The organism is Winogradskyella sediminis, from assembly GCF_003387355.1.
GTDB lineage: Bacteria > Bacteroidota > Bacteroidia > Flavobacteriales > Flavobacteriaceae > Winogradskyella > Winogradskyella sediminis.
The window spans coordinates 1-2,796 of sequence record NZ_QUNH01000020.1; the positions used below are offsets into that span (position 1 = coordinate 1).

Here is a 2,796-nt window from a genome sequence, read left to right on the forward strand (position 1 = left end):
CGCCTACTTTGAAAATTCCTGCGGAATTTCCAACTTGGTGTATACTTGCTAAGTTAGTTGCTAACCCACGCAACTACTCATAGCCGAGACCGTTGGCAAACATTTTGCGCGTGCCAACAATTTCAAGGCTTTTACGAAATTCTGTGCTTACTTGCTTCAGAAAAATACGTTGGAATTTAAAGCTGAATCTTAAAAAATATTACACTGGAATTTCTTACTCTTTCGGAACTTTACGCACGAATTTCGACTTACCCAACTTCGGTTCTTTAATTCAAAATTATAGCAATCCTCAACTTTTGGATGATAAGCGGAATGGCAAAACGTACGGCTGAACTGTTCGCAATTTTAAAAAATTGAAACTAGTTGTTTAAATCAATCGATTCTGATGTCACGAAATTTCGGCCGAAAATCAAAACTGATGCTCTTTGCGGAAAAAAACGGAATAATAATTTGAAGATTTTTTTGACATTTAAGTAAAAGACGAAACAACGTACGAAAAACCAAAGATCCTATAAATACACAAAGGAGTAGTTCGTAAAAGAAAAAACGTTAGCCAACAATGTATATAATTTATAGCTGCTTCTTGCCTACTGTCGAAAAACCTCACGGTTTTTCTATTTCGGTTTTTATTTGCTAACTTACTCGCTTATAACACGCAACAAATCATATACTAAACCGTTGTGGTTAATTTAAGAGCCGACACGATAAAACTTTATACTTAAATTTTTGATATGGAAAAGTTACTAATCATTTTATTAATCTCAAGTTCCTCTATCGGATTTTTTAATATGGGAAACCAATCCGATAAAAGAATATCCAACGATACAGAATCTAAATTAATTGGAAGTTGGTCAGCTATGGAACTAATTAGTGAAGGGAATAAAGGCTATTTACGATTTGTTAAACGCAAAAAAATCAAAAAAAAATATTCAGGCATCAATTATCAATTCAAAGAAAACAAATTGGTACTTTGGCAAATGACTTCTGCTATGTGTGGAGATAGCGAACTTAAAAAACCTAGAAAAGTAAAACCTCAAAATGGTACAGCTGAATGGAAAATTTCTAAAGACTCTATTTTGGAAATAAAATATAAAAATGAATCTGAAACTTATCATTTAGAAAAATATAAACTAAAAGAAATTAATGAATATGAATTACTTTTAGAGATACTAGAAATCTAAAAATCAACATTATTTATATAATAAAAACTAACCACAACACCGTGTATAATTAATTGCTGTATTCTTCTCTACTTGCGAATATTCCTGCGGAATATTCACGGGTTCGTAAAAGTTTGCTAAATTAGTTGCTGAACCACGCAACTAATCATACACAAAACCGTTGTGTGTAATTATGAAAATGACATTCAGAACAATAGAAATCATTTTATTCATACTTTGTTTTAGTCCAGTTTTTGGACAAACAAATGTGCTAATTCCGAATAAAGGAATTGAAGGAATATCTATTGTCATTGACTCATCAACAATTTCGGATGTAATTGAAATTTATGGAACTGATTACAATCTGTCCGAAAAGACTTTAATTACAAACTATCGTTTTGACAAAATCGGTCTGACTTTTCAAATTGACCCTTATGATAAAAATAAAATAGTAAGGTCAATTTCAGTTCAATCGCCATTTAAGGCTAAAACAGAAAACGGAATTGTACTAAATGAAAGTACAATGAAAGATGTTTGGAATATATACAATGACAAAGGGTGTTTTACATCAAAGACTTATGCTTGGAATACTCAAAATGGAATTTCATACTACATCAAAAAAGACCCGAATGAAAAAGGATATGATACGGAAGAGAAAATATTCAAAATTGAAATAAACAATGATGGTGATTTCGGAATTTCTTCAAGAACAAACTTCGAGTTTAACGAAGAACCTGTAAAAGAAAAATTAAACAGCTTGATAGCAATTCTTAAATTGGACAATTTCAACTTTCAAAAATTGGACAGTTTTTGGAGTCAAGAAAAAATTACCGAAAAAGAACCTTATGGACTTGAAAAACGAACAAGCCTCAACAGAAAGATTGAGAACAATTTAACTCAAGAAAGCTCTGAATTATGGCTTCTAGGCAGTTCATATAATCTAAACATAATTAAATTATCAAATAATCAATTGGTTTATTTAAAACTAACAGACAATAACAAACAAAAAACACTATTTGAGAGAATAGAAAACTCGAACTTTGGGAGAACCGACTTTGATGTTTACACATACGGAACTTTTTGTGGAATTGCAGGAACACCACCAGACAAATGTCAAGAAATGCTTAACCTAGTTAATAAAAAAGACTTTAATGAATTAGCAAAATGGATGCAATCATTAAATCCAGAAATTGCAACCTATGGTTATATCGGACTACAATACCTAGTACAGAATGAAATTGATATTCCAGAATCTTGGTTTACTGGAATGAGAAAATTGAATAAATCTGAAGTTCAACTCAATACTTGTGAAGGCTGTATTTATGGAGTAACAGAAAAAATTAAAGACGTATTAAAAGAAGATAATTTAAAACAAATATATAGGTCATTCAAAGCAAGTGGATGGCTAAAATAACTACACACAACAATGGCTATAAGTAATTGCTGGTTCTCGCCTACTTCTGAAAATCCTCGCGGATTTTCAGTTTGGTGCGTACTTGCAAAGTTTAGTGCTAAACAACGCAACTACTCATAGCCTAGACCGTTGTACGTAATTTGACCAAATCGATGAAAAGCATTTTACCATTAATATTAATACTGAATTTTGGTTCTTTATTTTCTCAATCAAAAGAGAATA

Annotated in this window: 2 protein-coding genes; both read left to right on the forward strand. The window is 31.3% G+C overall.

Features of this window, described 5'->3' with window-relative positions; all coding sequences use genetic code 11:
* The first annotated feature begins 731 nt into the window (after window positions 1–731).
* Window positions 732–1,181, forward strand: coding sequence for a hypothetical protein (locus C8N41_RS16670; RefSeq protein WP_147298987.1), 450 nt, complete (start codon window positions 732–734; stop codon window positions 1,179–1,181).
* A gap of 172 nt (window positions 1,182–1,353) precedes the next feature.
* On the forward strand, window positions 1,354–2,574 hold the full coding sequence (locus tag C8N41_RS16675; protein WP_147298988.1) for a hypothetical protein: 1,221 nt from the start codon (window positions 1,354–1,356) through the stop codon (window positions 2,572–2,574).
* Window positions 2,575–2,796 lie beyond the last annotated feature (222 nt).